Origin of the sequence: Sphaerisporangium rufum (assembly GCF_016863395.1) — a bacterium.
GTDB classification, from domain to species: domain Bacteria; phylum Actinomycetota; class Actinomycetes; order Streptosporangiales; family Streptosporangiaceae; genus Sphaerisporangium; species Sphaerisporangium rufum.
Map to the genome: position 1 here is coordinate 21,823 of NZ_BOOU01000007.1, position 20,556 is coordinate 42,378.

At 73.6% G+C, this 20,556-nt stretch carries 19 protein-coding genes; 7 read left to right on the forward strand and 12 right to left on the reverse strand.

The window, feature by feature from the left end:
* Window positions 1–3: 3 nt before the first annotated feature.
* From Sru01_RS02450 to Sru01_RS02485, 8 genes are all read right to left on the reverse strand, one after another.
* Window positions 4–432 carry an Rv3654c family TadE-like protein gene (locus Sru01_RS02450; protein WP_203982171.1) on the reverse strand — a complete coding sequence of 143 codons (429 nt, stop codon included), beginning with the start codon at window positions 430–432 and terminating at the stop codon, window positions 4–6.
* 110 nt (window positions 433–542) lie between these two features.
* On the reverse strand, window positions 543–962 hold the full coding sequence (locus Sru01_RS02455) for a TadE/TadG family type IV pilus assembly protein (RefSeq protein WP_239136797.1): 420 nt from the start codon (window positions 960–962) through the stop codon (window positions 543–545).
* Window positions 959–1,414: a TadE/TadG family type IV pilus assembly protein gene (locus Sru01_RS02460; RefSeq protein WP_239136799.1), complete on the reverse strand. Its 456-nt coding sequence runs from the start codon at window positions 1,412–1,414 to the stop codon at window positions 959–961. The genes Sru01_RS02455 and Sru01_RS02460 overlap by 4 nt, the downstream gene beginning before the upstream one ends.
* Window positions 1,404–1,646, reverse strand: coding sequence for a hypothetical protein (locus Sru01_RS02465; RefSeq protein ID WP_239136801.1), 243 nt, complete (start codon window positions 1,644–1,646; stop codon window positions 1,404–1,406). The genes Sru01_RS02460 and Sru01_RS02465 overlap by 11 nt, the downstream gene beginning before the upstream one ends.
* Before the next feature lie 16 nt (window positions 1,647–1,662).
* Window positions 1,663–2,574 (reverse strand): type II secretion system F family protein, encoded by a 912-nt coding sequence (locus Sru01_RS02470; protein ID WP_203982172.1) that lies wholly within the window; start codon window positions 2,572–2,574, stop codon window positions 1,663–1,665.
* Window positions 2,571–3,467 (reverse strand): type II secretion system F family protein, encoded by an 897-nt coding sequence (locus Sru01_RS02475; protein WP_203982173.1) that lies wholly within the window; start codon window positions 3,465–3,467, stop codon window positions 2,571–2,573. Before Sru01_RS02475 ends, Sru01_RS02470 begins: the two co-directional genes overlap by 4 nt.
* Window positions 3,464–4,300, reverse strand: coding sequence for a hypothetical protein (locus Sru01_RS02480; protein ID WP_203982174.1), 837 nt, complete (start codon window positions 4,298–4,300; stop codon window positions 3,464–3,466). Before Sru01_RS02480 ends, Sru01_RS02475 begins: the two co-directional genes overlap by 4 nt.
* 2 nt (window positions 4,301–4,302) lie before the next feature.
* Window positions 4,303–5,211 (reverse strand): hypothetical protein, encoded by a 909-nt coding sequence (locus tag Sru01_RS02485; RefSeq protein ID WP_203982175.1) that lies wholly within the window; start codon window positions 5,209–5,211, stop codon window positions 4,303–4,305.
* A 321-nt stretch (window positions 5,212–5,532) separates the two neighbouring features.
* On the opposite strand from Sru01_RS02485, the gene Sru01_RS02490 reads away from it, so the two are divergent.
* Genes Sru01_RS02490 through Sru01_RS02505 form a run of 4 tightly spaced genes read left to right on the forward strand, consistent with a single transcriptional unit; the run spans window position 5,533 to window position 12,671 of the window.
* A complete protein-coding gene (locus tag Sru01_RS02490) occupies window positions 5,533–5,832 on the forward strand; it encodes a hypothetical protein (protein WP_203982176.1) in 300 nt (99 codons plus the stop codon).
* A 26-nt stretch (window positions 5,833–5,858) separates the two neighbouring features.
* Entirely contained in the window at window positions 5,859–7,685 is a 1,827-nt protein-coding gene (locus tag Sru01_RS02495) for a polymorphic toxin type 17 domain-containing protein (RefSeq protein WP_203982177.1), read from the forward strand.
* Window positions 7,685–8,182 carry a hypothetical protein gene (locus Sru01_RS02500; protein WP_203982178.1) on the forward strand — a complete coding sequence of 166 codons (498 nt, stop codon included), beginning with the start codon at window positions 7,685–7,687 and terminating at the stop codon, window positions 8,180–8,182. The genes Sru01_RS02495 and Sru01_RS02500 overlap by 1 nt, the downstream gene beginning before the upstream one ends.
* Window positions 8,183–8,222: 40 nt before the next feature.
* Window positions 8,223–12,671, forward strand: a complete 4,449-nt coding sequence (locus Sru01_RS02505) for an FtsK/SpoIIIE domain-containing protein (protein WP_203982179.1) — start codon at window positions 8,223–8,225, stop codon at window positions 12,669–12,671.
* Between the two features lie 55 nt (window positions 12,672–12,726).
* On the opposite strand, the gene Sru01_RS02510 is transcribed toward Sru01_RS02505, so the two are convergent.
* On the reverse strand, window positions 12,727–13,005 hold the full coding sequence (locus tag Sru01_RS02510; protein ID WP_203982180.1) for a WXG100 family type VII secretion target: 279 nt from the start codon (window positions 13,003–13,005) through the stop codon (window positions 12,727–12,729).
* Window positions 13,006–13,248: 243 nt separating this feature from the next.
* Window positions 13,249–13,521 carry a WXG100 family type VII secretion target gene (locus Sru01_RS02515; RefSeq protein ID WP_203982181.1) on the reverse strand — a complete coding sequence of 91 codons (273 nt, stop codon included), beginning with the start codon at window positions 13,519–13,521 and terminating at the stop codon, window positions 13,249–13,251.
* A gap of 229 nt (window positions 13,522–13,750) precedes the next feature.
* Between Sru01_RS02515 and Sru01_RS02520 the strand changes: the two genes are divergently transcribed.
* Both Sru01_RS02520 and Sru01_RS02525 read left to right on the forward strand, forming a co-directional pair.
* A complete protein-coding gene (locus tag Sru01_RS02520; RefSeq protein WP_203982182.1) occupies window positions 13,751–15,496 on the forward strand; it encodes an acetyl/propionyl/methylcrotonyl-CoA carboxylase subunit alpha in 1,746 nt (581 codons plus the stop codon).
* Between the two features lie 105 nt (window positions 15,497–15,601).
* Window positions 15,602–16,999, forward strand: a complete 1,398-nt coding sequence (locus Sru01_RS02525; protein ID WP_239136803.1) for a hypothetical protein — start codon at window positions 15,602–15,604, stop codon at window positions 16,997–16,999.
* Between the two features lie 73 nt (window positions 17,000–17,072).
* On the opposite strand, the gene Sru01_RS02530 is transcribed toward Sru01_RS02525, so the two are convergent.
* Window positions 17,073–18,467 carry an NAD(P)H-quinone dehydrogenase gene (locus Sru01_RS02530; protein WP_203982183.1) on the reverse strand — a complete coding sequence of 465 codons (1,395 nt, stop codon included), beginning with the start codon at window positions 18,465–18,467 and terminating at the stop codon, window positions 17,073–17,075.
* 220 nt (window positions 18,468–18,687) lie between these two features.
* Between Sru01_RS02530 and Sru01_RS02535 the strand changes: the two genes are divergently transcribed.
* Window positions 18,688–19,140, forward strand: coding sequence for a gamma-glutamylcyclotransferase family protein (locus Sru01_RS02535; RefSeq protein ID WP_203982184.1), 453 nt, complete (start codon window positions 18,688–18,690; stop codon window positions 19,138–19,140).
* 15 nt (window positions 19,141–19,155) lie between these two features.
* Here Sru01_RS02535 and kynU read toward each other — a convergent pair whose 3' ends face one another.
* On the reverse strand, window positions 19,156–20,361 hold the full coding sequence (gene kynU, locus Sru01_RS02540; RefSeq protein WP_203982185.1) for a kynureninase: 1,206 nt from the start codon (window positions 20,359–20,361) through the stop codon (window positions 19,156–19,158).
* Between the last annotated feature and the right edge of the window lie 195 nt (window positions 20,362–20,556).

Below are 20,556 nucleotides of genomic sequence, written 5' to 3' on the forward strand. Positions count from 1 at the left end.
CCCCTATCCCAGACCTGTCCGCGGGCCTGCGGTGGCGGTGGCCCGCATGGTCCCGCCGCCGAAGCCGATGATGGTCAGGAAGTATGCCTGCCACCGCAGGGTCACCGACACGGTGACCTCCTGACCGCCGCCGCCCACCGCGCAGGACTGCAGCGCGGCGGACGGATCGGCGTGCTGGCCGAGGATGGCGGCGGCCTTGTCACAGGCCTGGCCGTCGTCCAGCAGCCGCACCTGGCCGGTCTCGCGCAGGTGGTCGACGTCGATGCTGTCGGCGCCGGCGCGGGCCGCCTGTTCGGCGATGTCCGCGGCGCGCAGCCGGGCGTTGATGGCCCCGCCGCCGTCGACCAGCAGGCCGGCCAGGATCAGCACGGCGATGCTGAACAGCACGGTGAACGCGGCGATGCTCCCCCGCTCGCCGTCCGGCGATCTCATCGCAGCCCTCCCCGGCCGTAGCGGCCCCCGTCGCATCGGATTCTCGCCGATCTTCCCGACAACCTGCCTGCAATTTCCTAACACTTCCGGCACATCCGGCGGACCGTGGCTCAGTCCACCCGGCGGAACTGCTCCAGCGGCGCCACCGCCGTGCTGGACATGCTCTTCACCGCCGAGAACCCGAACCCCGCGACGCTGCCCAGATCCACCTGGCAGGTGACCTCGACCCGCACCGAGCCGCCGGGCCGCCAGTCGCCGGAGGTGCTGACGCCCGGCGCCCCGCCGCAGCCGCCGTCCAGCGACGCGGCCGCCGCGGCGCTCGCCGCCGACTGCGCCGCGCCGAAGTCGCGCTCCACCGAGGCGGCCCGCGCGGCGTCCCGCGCCGCGCCGTTCACCTCGCCCTGTGCCTCGACGATCCGGCCCGCGCCGACCAGCAGCAGCAGGAAGAGCAGGAACACCGGCGCGAGCAGCACCATCTCCACCGACATCGACCCCCGGTCACCGGCCGTCGCGGCTGCCCGGCGCCTCACTGGCAGCCTCCGCTGCCGTCGTCGGGCCGGAAGCACTCGATCGGGCCGCCGAAGGTGGAGCTGATCCGGAACGACATGCCGGGCAGCAGCGGGACCACCGCGACGGCGTCCCCTTCCACCGTCACGCCGCGCTGGTCCCCGCGCTGCCAGGACCGCACGGTCACCGCCTGCAGCATCTTCGGGCCAACGGTGCGCACGATGGTGCGCGCCTTGGCCTCCGCCGCGCCCTGCCAGCCGGCCGAGCCGGTGCCGGCCGACCGGGCGATCCGGGCGCCCTCCCGCGAGGCGGCGTCCGCCACCTGCCGGCCGTGGAAGACCAGGGTGAACTGGACGATCAGCAGGATGACCACCAGTACCACCGGCATGATCAACGCCAGCTCGATGATCGAGGCGCCCCGCTCGCCGTCCCCGCGCCGCAGTCGGCGGCGCAGCGCCGAGACGTCAGTCGGCACCGCCACCGCCACCGCCGCCGCCGCCGAAGTTGCTCTGGATCTCCGCCTGCTTGCTCTTGACGAGCTGGGAGATCAGGGTGGCCAGGCCGAGCGCGACACCCGCGATGATCGCGGTGATGATCACCCACTCCACGGCGGAGGCGCCCCGGCTCGGCGCGGTACGGGCGCGGTCCAGCCGCACCCGGAGGATGGCCACCAGGTAGGCGACCATCGGCGAGTCGAGAATCTTCATCGGGACACGTCCCCTCTCATGATCCCAGCATTTTCATCGCGGCCGGGAAGCTCAGAAAGATGAGAAACCCGGCGCACAGCAGGAGTTGGGCCACCAGCATCGACTGGGACCGCTCCCCCGCCTGCCCCTCGATGTCGGCCAGCTCGCGCCGGCGCATCGTCTCGGCCCGCGCGGCCAGCGACTGCCTGACCTTCGCGCCGTCCTCCGCCACCAGGCCGAGCGCGGACGACAGGTCGCGCAGCTCGTCCAGGTCCACCTCCTCGCCCAGCTGGCCGAGCGCCTGCCACGGCGTGATGCCGACGATGCGGGCGTTGGACAGCGCGTCGCGGATCCGCCACATCGCCCACCCCTGCCCCAGAGAAGACGCCATCATCAACGCCTCCGGGACACCGCGGCCGCCGGCCAGGTTCATCGCCACCAGATCGAGGAACGCCCCCACCACGTGGCGGAAGTCGCGGCGGCGCTTGGCGGCGTCCCGCTTGAGCTGCAGGTCCGGCAGCATGAAGAACAGCCCCGCCAGCAGCAGCGCCGACCACAGCGGCACCGAGAGCTGGAAGTCCCACCCCATGAGCGGGATCCACGCGGCCAGGATGGGCGCGGCCAGCAGCCCGGCGGCGGCGAGCAGGCACTTGGTGGCCAGGTATCCCTCGAACGACCGGCCGAGCAGCGCCAGGTCGGCGCGGGCCGAGCGCACCTCCCAGCCGCGCGCGGCGTAGAAGGCGGCCATCGACTCGCCGACCCGGCGGCGCAGCGGGCTGAGCTCCTCGCGGGTGGTCACCACGCTGATCCGGGGCCCGCCGCCGCCCTGCCGCACGGCGTCGGCGGCCATCAGCCGGGCGGCGAGCCCGGGCCGGGCCGGGAACAGCGCGCGCAGCAGCAGGAAGACGCCGAGGCCGATGATCGCGCCGCCGATGAGCGGGGCGGTCACCGGGCCACCCCCGGTTCGGCGGCCGGCGCCGGCGCGACCCGGGCGAGCATCCGCTCGGGCTTCTCGAACTTGGCCAGCCGCCGCATCCAGGCGAATCCCGCGCCGAAGAAGCCGGCGACCACCAGCAGCACGAGCTGGCCCAGCAGGCCCTGGTACTCGCTCACGTAGGACGGGTTGAAGACGATCAGCAGTGCGGCGAAGCCCAGCGAGGCGCCCACCACGATCTGCACGCTGCGCCGGGTGGACCGCCGCTCGGCCTCGACCTTGCGCCGCACGTCCAGCTCCTCGCGGGCCGATCCGGCCAGCGCTCCGAGCACCTCGCGCAGGCCCGGCCCGCGCAGCTTGGCGTTCAGGATCAGCGCGGCGATGACCAGGTCGGCCGACGGGTCGTCGATGTCGTCGGCGAAGCGGTGCAGGGCGTCCGGCAGCGGCATCCGGGTGTGCAGCCGGTCGACCATGGCGATCAGGTGCGGCTGCAGGTTGGGCGCGGCGGCGCGCACCGAGGCCGGGATGGCCTGCTCCAGCCCGGCGGCGCCCGCGATGGTGTCGCGCAGCGACTCGGTCCAGGCGGCGAGCGCCTCCAGGTTGCGCATGCCGACGCGCTCCTCGGCCGCGCCGCCGGTCAGGCCGTGCCACCCGAGCACCAGCAGGGCCGAGCCGATGGCGATCACCGGCCAGCGGGTGACGATGAGGACGATCCCGCCCACCACCACCGCGATGCCGATCCGGGTGGACAGCCGGCGGGCCCGCCGGCGCAGCTCCTCCGACCGGTCCGGCCGGGCCGGGCGGCCCCGGCTGCCGATGAAGAAGGCGACCAGGGTGAACAGACCGCCGCCGATCGCCGCCCCGCCGAGCAGGATGAGCAGCATCTGGGCCACCGGCGAGGCGCTCATGCGCCGCTCCGCTGGTGGGCGGGCGGGCCGGAGGGCGGCGGGCCGGGCGGCGTCGGCCCGGTCGCGGCGCGGTGCGCCACCCGGGCCTGGAGGTTGGCGGCGAGCTCGCGGGCCGAGCGGATCAGCAGCGTGCGGTCCAGCCGTCCGCCCCACTCGCCGCGCAGCAGCTCGGCGCCCTTGGGGTCGTAGGCCAGGCCGCCGAGCACCAGGTCGGGCAGCCCGGCCGCGGCCATGACGCGGCGCACCTCGCCGATGGCCCGGCTGAACTCCTTGGGCTCGGCCACCACCACGACGCCCAGCGCGGGCGGGGTGCGGGTGCGCTCGGCGAGCATGTTGCCCATGGTCGTCACCCGGTCGCGCAGGTGGGCGACCTGGTCGAGCTGCGGGCGGGCGAACAGCACCACCAGGTCGGCGCCGGCCAGCAGGCCGTTGATCGCCGGGTAGGAACCGACCCGGCCGCAGTCGGCGATCACGTCGGTGCCGGGCATGGCCCGCAACGCCTGCGCGAGCGGCTCCCACAGCCAGGTCAGGCCGCCCGCCTGCTCGGCGCTGCCGATACCGGCCAGCACCGCCAGGCCGCCGACCAGGCGCTGGGTGTGCTCGTTGATCTGCGGCAGGGTCAGCCCCTTGCGCGCCACGGCGCCCAGGCTGAGCAGGCCGCGGCCCGGGTCGAGCGGCCGGCCGCCGTCGGCGGGCAGCCGGTAGGCCAGGTCGCCGCCTGCCGCGTCGCATTCGGCCAGCAGCGCCGGCCGCGGCCACACCGCGGCCAGCGCGGTGGCGGCCGTGGTGACGCCGGGACCGCCCTTGTCGGCGGCGAGCGCGATCAGTGCCATGGTCAGCCCTGCCCGCCGGGATCGGGGGTCGAGCGGGTCGACTGCCGGGTGCCGGTCCGGCCGGTGCCCTGCTCGTCACCCGTCCCGCTGGGGGGTGGCGAGCTCTGCCGCGACTTGCGGCCGGTGGGCTCGGCGCTGGGCTCGCCGGTGGCGGAGTCCTCGGGGCCGGGCGTGCCGGAGGGCGCCGGGGTGGCGGCGCCGCCGTCGGCGGACAGTCCGGGCAGGTAGGCCAGTCCGATCTTGCCGGCCGAGGCGTAGGCGACGATCCCGGCCGCGGAGCCGGTGTCCACGATCACCGAGACGGTGGTGGTGCCGCCGGTGCCGCTCTCCCCGCCGCCGCCGACGTAGTTGACCATGGCGCGGGGCGCGAGCACCTTGCCGCCGTTCACCGTGCCGTCCTCGCCCGGGACGAAGATGACCTGCACCCGGTCGCCCTTGCGCAGGCCGGCCGGGACCTGGCCCGCCTTGAGCGACAGGCCGACCACGGCCTTGCCCGGCCGCAGCTCGGAGGAGGCGAGCGAGACCATGTCGTCGTTCAGCAGCGTGCCGGGCACCAGGTCGACGGCGGCGTAGTGCCGGGCGACCTCGCCCCGCGCCGACCATGGGACGTACTGGACGTCGGTCACCGCGACCTGGACCTCCTTGAGCGCCTGCTCCGGGATCCGCTGGCCGGCGCCGACCCGGGCCGCCACCGCGATCGCCGACACCCGGTCGCCGCTCTGGATGAACAGCACGGTCGTGATGAGGGCGCCGCCGATGATCAGCAGCACGGCGAGCGCGGCGAGCGCGGGACGGCGCTCGCGCGGCGAGACGGGCAGCCTGCGTCCCTGCGGGGCTCCGGGAGCGGGCGCCTGGTCGGCGAGCCGCTGCGCCTCGGGGCCGCGGAAGGACGATTGCTCGGTGACCCTCATCGGTGGGGGACTCCAGATCGGAACGCGGGGAGACTGCTGGCGTTCCCGAGATTACTCACCCCGGCCGGGGAACGTCGGGATAAGCCTCGAAACAGTATTCCTGTCGGGCTTTAGTGCTGGCGGACAGTGAATGCCCGATTATCCGCAGTGATCAAGGTGATGGAGGACGCCGAGGGAATTGTCGCCCCTTGCCCTGATGGAGCGGTCTACCGGCGGGCCGGAACGCCGGGGCGGCCCGGCGGTTCCGTAGGTGTTCCGTACCGAATTCGTGACTTGACTGGTATAAGCGCACCGGCGACACCCGGGCGTTATGCTGCCCGGGTGGCGGAAGTTCCGAACCCCCTGTACACCTATCTCACGCAGCTGCGGCAACGCGTGCACGAGGTGCAGGACAAGCTGGGCAAGAAGCTGGACAAGCCGACCAACAGCATGGCCGGCAAGAAGGTGTGGACCAGCCCGACCGCCGACGCCTGGGGCGGGCGGCTGAGCGACCAGCGACGGGCGTACAACGACGCGCTCGCCGGGCTGGACGACGAACTGTCCGGCATGCTGGCCCGCACCCCGAAGACCTGCTCCCCCGCCGAGGCCAAGATGCTGCGGATGGACCTGCAGGGCCGGTAGCGGACGTAGGGAGGACGGCACAGAGCATGGCTCCTCGCGAGGACGACGGCGGTGGTGACTTCGCCGGTATCGACCCGGTGCTGATGCGTTCGATGATCAAGGATTTGGAGGGTGCCAAGGGGCTGGTGGAGGAGCACGTCCCGGGGTTGAAGGACGCCTTCTCCCGGGTGGGGTTGTCCACCAAGCCGATCGGCACGCTGGCCGGGGTGGCCGGGTGGATCGGCGGTGAGCTCGGCATGCTGAACCGGCGGCAGCGGATGGCCGAGCAGCTGTCGAAGGAGAACGACCAGTTCGGTTTCACCGGGGCGATGGTGCAGACCGAGTGGGAGGGGTTCTTCAAGAGTCCCGCCGAGGCGGAGGCCAAGGCCAAGGAGCTGGCCGGTGAGTACCAGAAGCCGGGCGGGTTCCCCGACGACGCCTGGGAGCAGATCCGCAAGTACCAGAGCGATCCGGACTTCGCCCGGGCCTTCCTCAAGCAGCTCGGCCCGGAGAAGGCCGCCTGGGTGGCCGGCCGGCTGCGCACCTGGGACGAGGAGGGGTCGGCCGAGCGGCTGGCCGCCTTCGGCCGGCTGATGGCGGTGGCGAGCCACCAGGGCCTGATCGACGAGGCGTGGCTGAAGAACTTCACCCCGAACGGCGGGGGCGGCGGGCCGTCCCTGTACGACCTGGCCGCGCTGATGAAGCACGGCGTGTGGAACAAGGACACCCTGGTCATGATCGGGCAGCAGGCCCTCAAGGCCGACCAGGCGGCGGGCGGCAACTACCTCACCGCCGACATCCTGGACGCGGTGGCCCGCAACCCGATGGCCGCCAGCGAGTTGTACGGCAAGGAGTTCGACCGCATCAACTCGATGATGCGCGGCCAGGCGTTCGGCTGGGTGAACACCACCGACCCCAAGCTGGGCGATCCGCTGGCCCGGTTCATGAAATCCGCCACCGTGGAGGCCGCCGAGGCCTACGAGCGCACCCGCCCGCCCGGCGACGACACCTGGCAGAACCCCGCCGACAGGCTGGCGCTGCGCATCTTCCAGGAGGTCGCCGCGCACGGCGGCGAGAACTACGCCTTCGAACCGGTCGACGACGCCTTCATCGACGTCGTGGAGCGCTTCTTCCGCGGCGACTACGACCGGCCGCTGCTGCCCCAGGGCACCATGACCTTCGCCGACGCGGCCGGCCTGGTCGCCGACCTGGTCGGCATCTTCGACCCGACGCCGATCTCCGACGGCGTGTCCGGGGTCATCTCGCTGGGCCAGGGCGACTGGAAGGGCGCCCTGCTGTCCATGGCGGCGATGATCCCCTACTTCGGGGACGCGGGCGCCAAGCCGGTCAAGACCTTCCTGCGGCTGATCGAGAACTTCCCGGGCCTCAAGGCGTTCTTCAAGGTGCCGGCGGACGACATCGCCGACGAGAGCAAGCTGGCCGCGCACGCCAAGGCCATCAAGGAGGGCTTCGAGAGCCTCAAGAACACCCTCAAGAACGTCGGATTCAGCAACCCCGGCAAGATCCTGGACGCTCTCGGCGTCGTCAACCGGCTACAGACCGACGCCGCCAAGTTCTACGCCAAGTACCCCAAGATCGCGGACGCCGCCCGCGCCAAGGGCCTGCCCGTCGACGGGCCGATCCCCTTCGTCCCCAAGCGCGGCTGGGACCCGAAGAAGGCGAACCCGAACCAGGGCATCGAGGATGCCTACGGCAACGTGTGGCAGAAGGGCAAGCGACACGGACGCGGCACCAGCGACGCGCCGAGCGAATGGGACGTGCAGGTGAAGAACAGCAAGAGCGGCCTCGGTACGCTCACCGCCGACGGCAGTCACCTGAACGTCGAGTGGGGCACCGGAAGGCTGGGCAACTGATGATGCGAGAGGTCTCGCTGCGCGCGAACGTCACCGCGCCGGACGCGGCACGGGCCGCCGCCCTGCTGGACCCGCTTTTGGCCGCGCTGGCCGAGCCGGTCACCGGCCGGCCGGCGCCGGAGTCGTACGCGTGGAAGATCCCGGGCACCTGGATGGTGTCGGCGGAGCTGGCCGCCCGCCCGGCCGGCGACGCCCGCGCGCTGGTCGCCGGGCTCACCGGCCGGCTGCCGATGACCGGCTGGTGGACCTCCGGGGACGCCGACGCCGCCGACGCGGTCTGGGACGCGGGCGAGGACACCGAGCCGCCGTTCCCCGGCGTCACCTGGGTGAGCGTCGCCGCCGCCCACCCGGGCGACCCGGACGCCGAGGCGGTCCCGGACGAGGAACTCCTGCCCGACCGGCCGGCGGGCGGGCTGGACGAGGGTCTGCTGGAGTACCTGCGCGCCGACCAGGAGACCACCGGCCGGGCCCGGCCCGGCGACGACCGCGGGCGCTGAGTCCCGCCATGCCCGCGCACGCCCGCGCGTAGGAGTGACCATGCGCATCTCACTCACGGCGCTCACCGGCCACGGTCCGCTCGACATCCTCGCCACCGGCGACGACTCGATCACCGTGGCCCGGCTCGCCGAGTCGCTGGAGGAGTCCGTGCGCACCGGGGCCGGCCTGGCCCCGGTGGTGCCGCATCCGCGCTGGGGCGGCGCGCCCCGGCGGACCGAGCTGTGGGCCAACGGCCGCCCGCTGCCGCCCGAGGCGCCCGCGGTCCAGGTGCTCCGGGACGGCGACATGATCGCCTTCAGCCCGCAGGCGGCCGCCGCCACCGTCCGCGGCGAGCCGGCCGGAGTGGCCGAGCTGCGGGTCTCCAGCGGCCCGTCCTCCGGCGCGGTGCACCGGCTCGGCTTCGGCGCCGCGACGATCGGTTCCGGCCGGGAGGCCACCGTGCCGCTGGACGACCCGGCCACCGCGCCGTTCGCGGCGACCGTCCAGGTCACGACGGGCGAGGTCACCGTGGCGCCCGCCGCCGGCGCGCACGTCACGCTGGACGGCGTCGCGCTGGCCGGGCCGGCGCCCTGGCCGCCCGGCGGGGTGCTCGTCACCGGGGCCTCGGTGCTCACCCTCGCCTTTCCCCAGGCGCCGGACGCGCACCTCACCCCGATGCCGGACGGCGGCCTGGCCTACAACCGGCCACCCCGGCTGACCGGCCCGCCCCGCACCCGCACCATCGAGGTGCCGGTCGAGCCCAAGCAGCAGGAGGGGCAGCGGCTGCAGATCCTGGCCAGCCTGCTGTTCGCCGTGGGCGGCGTCGTGCTGGCCATCGTGTTCCAGCAGATGCTGTTCCTGCTGATGGCGCTGCTCACCCCGATCACCATGGTCGCCCAGTGGTGGAGCGACCGCCGGTACGGCCGCAAGCGCCACCGGCAGGCCATGAAGGACTACCGCCGGCGCCGCGAGGAGTTCGGCCAGGCGCTGGAGCGGCTGCGCCGGGCCGACCAGGCCGACCGGCGCGCCGAGTTCCCCGACCCGGCCGAGGCGCTGCTCACCTGCACCGGCCCGCGCGGCCGGCTGTGGGAACGCCGGATCCACGACGCCGACACCCTGGACCTGCGGCTCGGCGTGGCCGACCGGCCGGCCGCCATCGAGCTGGTGCCCGAGCACGGCAGTTACGGGGTGGACGCCAAGGCGCTGCCCCCGGTGCCGCTGTCGCACGCGGTGCCGGTGAGCGTGCCGCTGCCGCGGGTCGGCGTGCTGGGCCTGACCGGGGCCCGGCCCTCCTCTCGGGCGCTGGCCCGCTGGCTGGTCGCCCAGGCCGCCACCCTGCACAGCCCGCGCGACCTGGCCATCGTGGTGCTGTCGGCCGACGCCGAGGCGGCGGTGAGCTGGAACTGGGTGCGCTGGCTGCCGCACTGCGCGCCGCGCGAGGGCGAGGAGTGCGTGGCGCTGGTGGGCACCGACCCGGAGTCGGCGGCGCGCCGGGTCTCCGAGCTGGTCGCCAAGATCAACGAACGGCGTCCGGCGCCGGGTGCGGCGGCCGGCCTCGGCACGTCCCCGTTCGGCGGCGGGGGCGGGGTCGCCGAGGGGTACGCGGTGGAGCGGCCGTACAACGTGCTGCTGGTGCTGGACGGCGCGCGGGCGCTGCGCGGCCTGCCCGGCATGCCGCAGGTGCTCCAGCAGGGGCCGGCGGTGGGCGTCTACTCGATCTGCGTCGACGACGACCAGCGCCTGCTGCCGGAGGAGTGCACCTCGGTCGCGGTCAGCGACTGGGAGCGGCCGGCGTATGTCCGGCTGCGCGGCGGCGCGGCCGACACCGACGCCGACATCGTCGCCGACCAGGTCACCATCGCCTGGTGCGACCGGCTGGCCCGGGCGATGGCCCCGGTGCGCGACGTCAGCCGGGACGACGCCGACGCGGCCATCCCGTCCTCGGCGCGGCTGCTCGACCTGCTCGGCATGCCCGACCCGCGGCCGGACCAGATCGAGGCGTACTGGCGGCGCGGGCGGACCACCCGGGTGCCCGTCGGGATCGGGGCCGACGGCCCGTTCGCGATCGACCTGCGGCTGGACGGCCCGCACGGCCTGATCGCCGGCACCACCGGCGCCGGCAAGTCGGAGCTGCTCCAGTCGCTGATCGCCTCGCTGGCCGTCGCCAACCGGCCGGACGAGATGACCTTCGTGCTGATCGACTACAAGGGCGGCAGCGCGTTCAAGGACTGCGCCCGGCTGCCGCACACCGTCGGCATGGTCAGCGACCTGGACGGCCACCTCACCGAGCGGGCGCTGCAGTCGCTGGCCGCCGAGCTGCGCCGCCGCGAGCACCTGCTGCTGGACGCCGACGCCAAGGACATCGAGGACTACAACGAGCTGCGTGACACCGGCACCGTCCTGCCGTCGATGCCGCGGCTGCTGCTGGTGATCGACGAGTTCGCCGCCATGGTCCAGGAGCTGCCGGACTTCGTGGTCGGCCTGGTGGACATCGCCCGCCGCGGCCGCTCGCTCGGCGTGCACCTGCTCCTGGCCACCCAGCGCCCGGCGGGCGTGGTGACCCCGGACATCGCCGCCAACACCAACCTGCGCATCTCGTTGCGGGTGACCAGCTCCGGCGAGTCGACCGACGTCATCAACACCCCGGTCGCGGCGACCATCTCCAAGACCACGCCGGGCCGGTGTTATGTGCGGTCCGGCGCCGCCGCCCCCGCGCCGGTACAGTCCGCCCGGATCGGCGGCCGGCGCCCCGGGGACGGCAGCCGGAGACCCGCCTCCGTCCGGGTGGTGCCGCTCGGCTGGCGGGGCCTCGGCACGCCGCTGCCGGCCGCGCCGGACGAGGACGGTGACGAGTCGACCATGGTCACCGACCTGGCGGTCCTGGTGGAGACCATCGCGGCCACCGCCCAGGCGCTCGGCGTCGCCGAGCAGCCGAGCCCGTGGCTGCCGCCGCTGCCCGACCAGGTCACCCTGGACGAGCTGCCGGCGCGGGAGTGGACCCGGCTGCCGCTCGGGCTGGCCGACATCCCGTCCCTGCAGCGGCGGGAGGTCGAGACCTACGACCTGGCGGCGGCGGGCCACCTGCTGGTGTGCGGGGCGGGGCGCAGCGGGCGCTCCACGGTGCTGCGCGCCGTCGGCGGCGCGGCCGGCCGGTACACCGATCCGCGAGACGTGCACCTCTACGCGGTGGACTGCGGCAACAACGCGCTGCTGCCGCTGGTCGGGCTGCCGCACACCGGCGCGGTGGTGGGCCGCGACTCCCCCGACCGCCTCGGCCGGCTGACCGACCGGCTGCTCACCGAGATCGCCCGCCGCCAGCAGTCGCTCGCCGCGCAGGGGTTCGCCGACGTGAGCGAGCAGCGGGCCGCCGTCCCGGCCGACCGGCGGCTGCCTTACATCCTGGTGCTGTTCGACCGGTGGGAGGGGTTCGTCGCGGCGTTCGAGTCCTACGACGGCGGCCGGCTGATCGACCAGTGGCTGCAGATCCTCCAGGAGGGTTCCGGCGCCGGGGTCAAGGTCGTCATGTCCGGCGACCGCAGCACGCTGGTCGGTCGTATCTCCACGCTCTTCGACGACCGCCTGGTGCTCAAGCTCACCGATCCCGGCGACTACACCTACATCGGGATGAAGACCCAGGACGTCCCCGAGCACCTGCCGCCCGGCCGCGGCTTCCGGGCCGGCACCGGGCTGCGCGAGACGCAGGTGGCGCTGCTCGCCGAGGACGCGGCCGGCACCGCCCAGGTGGCCGCGCTGCACCAGATCGCCCGGGACGCCCGGGCGCGCGCCGGGGACCTGCCCCGGGCGGCCCGCCCGTTCCGGGTGGACGCGCTGCCCCCGGTGGTCGACCTGGCCGAGACGCTCGCGCTGGCCGAGGATCCGCTGCCCGCGGACGCGGTGGTGTTCGGCGTCGGCGGCGACTCGCTCGGGGTCCGCTACTTCCGGGCCGAGGAGCACGGGCCGGCCCTGGTGATCGCCGGGCCGCCGAAGACCGGGCGCAGCACCGCGCTGTGCACCATGCTGGCCGGGCTGCTCGACCGGTCCTACGAGGCGGTGCTCATCTCGCCGCGGCGCGGCCCGCTGCGCGACATGGGCGACCGGCCGGGCGTGCGCGGCTCGTTCACCGCCGAGTCGGAGGTGGACGAGGTGAAGAAGGCGATCGCCGCCTGCTCCGGGCGGTACGCGCTGATCATCGACGACCTGGAGCTGCTCGGCAACGACGGCGACCTGGCCGAGTGGGTCACCGAGCACGTGGGCGAGCTGCGCGACACCGGCAACCTGGTGATCGCGGCCGGCAGCGTCGAGGACCTCGACTCGATGTACCGCGGGCCGGTGGTGGCGATGAAGAAGTCGCGCAACGGCCTGCTGCTGCGGCCCGCCCAGCCCGGCGACGGCGACCTGTTCGGCGTGCGGCTGCCGCGCAGCGTGGCGAGCGGCTCGGGGCCGGTCGGCCGCGGCCTGCTGGTGCTGGCCGGCATGTGGGAGCAGGTCCAGGTCGCCCACCCGGGCTGACCCTGAAGCGCGAAAAGGGGGGCCGATCGGCCCCCCTTTTCGATGGTCCGGCCGATCAGCCGGCGCCGGTCGCGCTGGCGATCGCGTTGCGGTTCTTCTTGATACCGTCCTGCGCCTCCTCCAGGGCGGTCGCCACCTTCTCGAAGGAGCTCTTGTACTCCTCCCAGGCGGACTTGAACTTGTCGGCGTTCGGCCCCGACCAGGACGCCGGGATCTTCCCCGCCTCGGCGTCCAGAGCCTTCTGCGCGTCCCGCACCGCACCGGCCTGGGTCTTGAAGGTCCCCGCCATCTTGTCCATGTCCGGCAGGATGCCGCCTACCTTGGAATCACCCATCGCTCTGTTCCCTCCGTGGGTCTCGAAAGACAACGCCGATCACATTAGCCACAGATGTCAAGCAACGGGCCGCCATATCAGGAAATCTGGCATTTTGCCGCCGGCGATGACACGGCCCGGCACCGCGACGCGGGAGGGTCCGGCGATGACCGACCGGCCGCGGGTGTGCGGGCGACCGCGAAGGCCGCCCGCACACCCGCGATTCCACGGTCTAGGTGAACGCGATCCGGTCGAACATCCGCGCTAGCGGGTCGCGGACTCGATGTTGCCGCGGTAGGTGGTGATGAGGCGCGAGGCCTCCGCCAGCTCCTCCGACATGCGCTGGAACGCCTGCCGGTAGTTCTGCCAGGCGCCGCCGAACCGCACCGCGCCCGGGCCGGTCCACGCACTGCCGACCTTCGCCGCCTCACGGTCGAGCGCGGCCATCGTCTGGCGCACCTGCTCGGCCTGCTGGGTGAACTGGGCGGCCATGTTCTGCATTTCCGCGGGGTCGCCGCCGAGCAAGCTCTGGCTCATGCCGGTCTCCTTCGCCGATCGTATGCACACGGGGGGTAGCCAAACGCCCCTACCTTAGACGTCCACCCCCTAGGATGCACTGGTTATAGCGACTGGTTATCGGGCTAACGGCCGGATATCCGGCCCGACACTCCCGCAAGAACCCGGGGGGGTAGGGGGTCACCTGAGATCAGAGGCCGCTTACACTCCGTGGGAGGCGCCCAAGGCGGTAGAGGAAAGGGACAGGCCGGTGCAGAAGGTCCTGATCGCCAATCGTGGCGAGATCGCGGTGCGGATCGCCCGCGCGTGCAAGGACGCCGGCCTGACCGGCGTCGCGGTGTACGCCGACCAAGACCTCGACGCGCTGCACGTGCGCATGGCCGAGGAGGCGTACGCGCTGGGCGGGCGGTCCCCGGCGGAGACGTACCTCGACATCGGCAAGCTGCTGCGCGTCGCCCGCGAGTCCGGCGCCGACGCCGTGCACCCCGGCTACGGCTTCCTGGCGGAGAACGCCGAGTTCGCCCAGGCGGTCATCGACGCCGGGCTGACCTGGATCGGCCCGCCCCCGGCGGCGATCGTCGCGCTCGGCGACAAGGTCGCCGCCCGGCACATCGCCCAGCGCGTCGGCGCGCCGCTGGTGGCCGGCACCCCCGACCCGGTGGCCGACGTGGAGGAGGTCGTCGACTTCGCGGTCGAGCACGGCCTGCCCATCGCGATCAAGGCCGCGTTCGGCGGCGGCGGGCGCGGCCTGAAGGTCGCGCGCACCCTGGAGGAGATCCCCGACCTGTACGAGTCGGCGGTGCGCGAGGCGGTCACCGCCTTCGGGCGCGGCGAGTGCTTCGTCGAGCGCTACCTGGACCGCCCCCGGCACGTCGAGACCCAGTGCCTGGCCGACACGCACGGCGAGGTGGTGGTCATCTCCACCCGCGACTGCTCGCTGCAGCGCCGCCACCAGAAGCTGGTCGAGGAGGCCCCGGCGCCGTTCCTGACCGGCGAGCAGCGCGAGCTGCTCTACTCCTCCTCCAAGGCCATCCTCAAGGAGGCCGGCTACGTCGGCGCGGGCACCTGCGAGTTCCTGGTCGGCCAGGACGGCACGATCTCCTTCCTGGAGGTCAACACCCGGCTGCAGGTCGAGCACCCGGTCTCGGAGGAGGTCGCCGGCATCGACCTGGTCCGCGAGATGTTCCGGATCGCCGACGGCGAGCCGCTCGGCTACGGCGACCCGGAGATCCGCGGCCACTCGATCGAGTTCCGGATCAACGCCGAGGACGCCGGGCGCAACTTCCTGCCCGCGCCGGGCACGCTCACCGCGATGCGCGCGCCGGCCGGCCCGGGCGTCCGGCTGGACGCCGGCTACGAGGCCGGGATGACCGTGCCGCAGTCGTTCGACTCCCTGGTGGCCAAGCTGGTCGTCACCGGCCGCACCCGGGAGGAGGTGCTGGCCAGGTCGCGCCGCGCGCTGGAGGAGTTCGTCATCGAGGGCATGCCCACCGTGCTGCCCTTCCACCGGGCCGTGCTCACCGACCCGGCCTTCATCGGCGAGCCGTTCGCCGTGCACACCCGGTGGATCGAGACCGAGTTCGACAACAAGATCGAGCCGTACGCGGGCGAGGTGGGCGCCGAGGAGCCGGTCGAGCGCGAGCGGGTGGTCGTCGAGGTCGGCGGCAAGCGCCTGGAGGTCGTGCTGCCGGCCGCCCCGGCGGCCGCCCGGCAGCCGTCCGGGCCGCGCAAGCCCGCCCGGCGGGCCGCCAAGGCCGGCACCGGGGCCGCGGTGAGCGGTGACGCGCTGGTCAGCCCGATGCAGGGCACCATCGTCAAGGTGGCCGCCGCCGACGGCGACGTGGTGCAGGCGGGCGACACCGTGGTGGTGCTGGAGGCCATGAAGATGGAGCAGCCGCTCACCGCGCACAAGGCGGGCACCATCGCCGGCCTGGTGGCCGCCGTCGGGCAGACGGTGACCGCGGGCGCGGCGATCTGTGAGATCAAGGACGCCTGACGAGTACTGTGGCGCGCACCTTTGGCGATCGGCGATATACGGTGGCGATCCGAGGAACTTTGAGCAACCGCCGTTCGTCCTGAAGGACGAAGGAGGCATATAGCCGTGACCACTCATTCGGTGCGCCGCGCCGCAGCCACCGCCGTAGCCCTGCTGGCCGGGCTGCTCACGCTCCTGGCGTGGACGCCCGCCGCCCAGGCCGCGGCACCACCCGACCCCAACACCATCATCGCCGCCTGGAAGACCGGGGACCCGGTCTACGCCGCGCCCGGCGCGACGCTGAGTTCCAGCCAGCTGTCGGAGATCCGGGACGCCGTCAAGGGCGCCGACAGCAAGATCTACGTCGTGGCGCTCGCCGACGGCACGGTGCCCAACAGCGCCGCCGCCGGCCCGCTGATCACCCAGCTCGGCCGCAGCCTGGCGCAGGAGGGCCGCAACAAGGCCACCGTCGCCGTGCTGGACGGCACCACGCTGTTCGCGGCGTCCAGCGCCATGCGCGGCGGCCTGGCCGGCCAGCTCGCCAACGCGGCGACCAAGAACAACGAGGACATCGTCTCCGGCATGCAGGACTTCGTGTCCCGCGTCGACAAGGCCGCCGGCGGCGACTCCCGGGGCGCGCTCAAGTCCGGCAGCGCCGCGGGCGGCGGCAGCGGGTTCGGCGTCTTCGTCGGCATCATGGTGATCGCCCTGGCCGGTGGCCTCGGCATCTTCTTCCTGGGCCGCCGCAAGAAGCGCCAGGAGCGGGAGCGCCAGGCCGCCGAGCTGGCCGCCGTCAAGCAGACGGTGGACGAGGACGTCACCAAGTTCGGCGAGGAGATCACCGCGCTGGACCTCGACGTCAAGGTCTCCGACGACCAGGCCAAGACCCAGACCGACTGGCAGCAGGCGCTCGACTCCTACGAGCGCGCCAAGACCGAGCTGGCCGGCGCCAAGCGCGCCGACGACCTGCGCGGGGTCACCACCGCCCTGGAGGAGGGCCGGTACGCCCTGGCCTGCGTCAAGGCCCGGGTGGCCGGGCAGCCGGTGCCCGAGCGGCGCCCGCCGTGCTTCTTCAACCCGCAGCACGGCCCCTCGGCCCGCGACGTCACCTGGGCCCCGCCCGGCGGCGCCCCCCGTGACGTGCCCGCCTGTGCGGCGGACGCCCAGCGGGTGGAGCAGGGCTTCGACCCGCAGATGCGCGAGGTCATGGTCAACGGCCAGCGCCGGCCCTACTGGGACGCCGGCCCCGGCTACGCCCCCTACGCCCAGGGTTACTACGGCGGCTTCGGCGGCGACCTGATGACCGGCATGCTGATCGGCACCATGCTCGGCAGCTCGTTCGGCGGGTTCGGCTTCGGCGGATACGGCGCGGGCTACGGCGCCGGTTACGCCGAGGGCATGGACGCCGGCGGCGGCGGTGGCGACTGGGGTGGCGGCGGCGACTTCGGCGGCGGCGGTGACTTCGGCGGCGGCGGAGGCGGGTTCGACTTCGGCGGCGGCGACTTCGGCGGCGGCGACTGGTAGTCCACCCTCCGGTCACATCATGCGAAGGGGCGGCTCCCTCCAGGGCCGCCCCTTTCGCGTGCTCATCGCCCGGTCACAGGCCGGCGGCGGTGACCGGGAGCATCAGCCGGCGGGCGGCCTCGGGGATGGAGCCGGACAGCGACGGGTACACCGCGAAGGTGTGCGCCATCTGGTCGACGGTGAGCCGGTGCTGCACCGCGACCGACAGCGCGAGGATCAGCTCTGAGGCACGCGGCGCGACGATCACGCCGCCGAGCACGATGCCGGTGTTCGGCCGGCAGAACAGCTTCACGAAGCCGTCGTTGAAGCCCTGCATCTTGGCCCGGGCGTTGGTGGCCAGCGGCAGCTTGACCACGTTCGCCTCGATCTCGCCGGCCTCGATCTGCCGCTGCGCGATGCCGACCGCGGCGATCTCCGGGTCGGTGAAGATGTTGGACGCCACGGTGGCCAGCCGCAGCGGCTGCACGGCCTCGCCGAGGGCGTGCCAGACGGCGATCCGGCCCTGCATGGCGGCCACCGAGGCGAGCATCAGCACCCCGGTGCAGTCGCCGGCCGCGTAGACGCCGGGCGCCGAGGTGCGCGACACCTTGTCGACCTGGATGAACCCGCCGCGGTCCAGGGTGACGCCGCACTCCGCAAGGCCGATGCCGGAGGTGTTCGGCACCATGCCGACGGTCATCAGGCAGTGGCTGCCCTCGGCGGTGCGGCCGTCCTCCAGGGTGACCACCACGCCGTCCGCGGTGCGCTTGACCGAGGACGCGCGGGAGCGGGCCATGACGTTCATGCCGCGGCGCCGGTAGACCTCCTCCAGCACCTCGGCGGCGTCGGCGTCCTCGTTCGGCATCATCCGGTCCCGGGAGGACACCAGGGTGACCTCCGAGCCGAGCGAGCGGTAGGCGCCGGCGAACTCGGCGCCGGTGACGCCGGAACCGACCACGATCAGGTGCTCGGGCACCTCGTCCAGGTCGTACAGGTGCCGCCAGGTGAGCACCCGCTCGCCGTCCGGCTCGGCGCCGGGCAGCACCCGCGGGGTGGCGCCGGTGGCGACGATCACCACGTCCGCCTCGATGGTGCGGTCACCGGCCCGGACGACCCCGGGGTCGACCAGCCGGCCGGGCGCCGTCACGATCTCGACGCCCTCGGCGACCAGCCGGGCGGCGATGTCGGCCGACTGGGCGCGGGCCAGGTCCTTCACCCGGCTGTTGACCAGCGGCATGTCCACCTGGATGCCGCCGACGTCGCCGTCCAGGCCGCCGGTGAAGTGCACGCCGAGCGAGGTGCCGTCCAGCAGGGCCTGCTTGCGGACCGAGGTGGCGATCATGGTCTTGGACGGCACGCAGTCGGTGAGCACGCAGGCGCCACCGGGGCCGTCCCGCTCGACCACGGTGACCTCGGCTCCGAGCTGGGCGGCGACCAGTGCCGCCTCGTAACCGCCGGGGCCGCCACCAATGATCACAATCCTCGTCACATGCCCCATTCTCCCGCATGCCTCCGGGTGCCTGGGGTGCGATACCCCACCACAGGTCCCGAAAGCCGGTAAAAACCGCGATCCTCCCGCGAAAGCCGCGATGATTCGCCGGATTCCGCGACCGCGCGCAGGAAGATCGTACGCGGCCCGGGGCCGGCCCACGCGTGTTGCGGACGCCGTCCCGGGGGTCTCAGCCGATCTTGGATTACCCTTGTGTACCGTGCCGGTTTACGCCGCCTATGGCAGCAACATGGACCCCAAGCAGATGGCCCAGCGGGCTCCGCACTCGCCCATGCGCGGGACGGGATGGCTGCAGGGCTGGCGGCTGACCTTCGGCGGCGCCGACGTCGGCTGGGAGGGCGCGCTCGCCACCATCGCCGAGGACCCCGAGGAACACGTCTTCGTCGTGCTCTACGACGTCCCCGAGTGGGACGAGCCGTCGCTGGACCAGTGGGAGGGCGCCGCGCTCGGCCTCTACCACAAGGTGCGGCTGCGGGTCGCCACCCTGGACGGCGAGGTCGTGGCCTGGTTCTACGTGCTGGACGACTACGAGGGCGGGCTGCCGTCCGCCCGCTACCTCGGCATCCTGGCCGACGCGGCCGAGAAGGCCGGCGCGCCGGACGACTACGTCCGCGACCTGCGCGGCCGCCCCTGCACCTCCATCGGCGGCTGACCCCGGCCGGTCAGGTCAGCCGGCGGCCGCGAGCACCCCGGCCAGCGTCTCGGCGGCGCGCCGCGCCTCGCCGTAGGTGTTGTAGAGCGGCGCGAAGCCGAAGCGCAGCACGTCGGGGGTGCGGAAGTCGCCGATCACCTCCCGCTCGGCCAGCGCGGTGACCAGCCGGTCCGCGGCCGGGTGGCGTACCGACACCTGGTGCCCGCGCCGCTCCGGGTCCCGAGGGGAGACGATCTCCACCCGGTCGCCGAGCAGCTCGTCCACGCACTCGGCGAAGAACCCGGTCAGCGCCATGCCCTTGGCCCGCACCTCGGCCAGGTCCACCCCGTCCCACACCTCCAGCGCCGCCTCCAGCGCCAGCAGCGACAGGATGTCCGGCGTGCCGGCCCGGGCCCGGGAGATGTTCGGCGCCGGCTCGTACTCGGGGGCCATCGCGAACGGCTCGCGGTGCCCGCCCCAGCCGGCCAGCGGCTGGTGGAACTTCTCCTGCAGGCGGTGCGGCACGTAGACGAAGGCGGGCGCGCCGGGGCCGCCGTTCAGGAACTTGTAAGTGCAGCCGACCGCCAGGTCCACGCCGAGCGCGTCCAGCTCGATCGGCAGCACGCCGGCGCTGTGGCACAGGTCCCACACCACCCGGGCGCCCGCGTCGTGCGCCTTGCGGGTGGCCTGGGCCATGTCGTACAGCCGCCCGGTCCGGTAGTCGACGTGGTTGAGCAGCACGACCGCCGTCCGCTCGCCAAGCACCCCGTCCAGCTCGTCGGGGAGCGCGGGCCGCAGCTCGGCCCCGGTCAGCTCGGCCGCCGACGCGGCGATGTAGCCGTCGGTGGGGAAGGTGGCCGCGTCCACCACGAGCTCATCGCGCCCGTTGTCGCCGGGGCGCAGCGGTGGCATCCGCAGCGCGGCCACCAGCGTCTTGAAGATGTTCACGCTGGTGGAGTCGGCCACCACCACCTGGCCGGGCGCCGCGCCGACCAGCGGGGCGATCCGGTCGCCCACCCGTTCCGGCGCGTCCCACCAGCCTTCCGGCCACGACCGGATCAGCCGGCGGCCCCACTGCCGGCCGATGACGTCCGCCATCCGGGCGGCGACGTGCCGGGGCGGCGCGCCGAGCGAGTTGCCGTCCAGGTAGACGACCTCGGGATCGAGATCGAACCGGTCGCGCAGCGCCGCGAGCGGATCGTCCGCGTCCAGCTTCGCCGCCCGGTCCGCCAGCCCGCTCATCATTCCCTCTTCTCCCGAGGCCCTCGGCATCCGCCTCCCGCCCGAGAGTACGCAACCCACGCGAATCCCCCTATACCCTCAACTCTCCGTCACCCCCGGCGCCACCGACTTCACCCGGCGCCGCCTTACCTTGATGCCGCCGACATCACCCCGCTGCCACACCTCGCCCTCGGCACATCACTCGGGACCGCCGCG